This is a genomic window from Streptomyces sp. NPDC058157, from assembly GCF_042884105.1.
Classification (GTDB): domain Bacteria; phylum Actinomycetota; class Actinomycetes; order Streptomycetales; family Streptomycetaceae; genus Streptomyces.
The window spans coordinates 1-305 of record NZ_JBHVUQ010000327.1 but is presented as its reverse complement, the minus strand read 5'-3'; the positions used below and the strand labels follow the sequence as shown (position 1 = coordinate 305).

The window sequence follows — 305 nt, the reverse complement described above, 5'->3', positions numbered from 1 at the left end:
GCCTCCCGCGGCTACGAGTTCACCCTCCACGTGGCCTCCGCGCCCACCGCCCTCACCCTGGACGGCGCCCCCCTGACCCGCCTGGCGAGCAAGGCCGCCTACGACTCGGCCACCACCGGCTGGTACTTCGACCCGGCCGACCGCGGCGGCGTCCTGTGGACCAAGACCGGCCAGAAGACGACCGCCTTCACGCTCAAGGCCACCGGCACCACGCTCCCCACCGCCGACCCGATCCCGGTCACCTCGTCCCCCATCTCCCAGTCCGCCTGGCGCCTCGTCTCCGCCGACAGCCAGGAGACGGCCGC

At 74.1% G+C, this 305-nt stretch carries 1 protein-coding gene; it reads left to right on the top strand.

From position 1 onward, the window contains the following. The coding region (locus ACFVXK_RS36970; RefSeq protein ID WP_389621272.1) for a hypothetical protein at window positions 1–305 on the top strand (305 nt) is incomplete at both ends.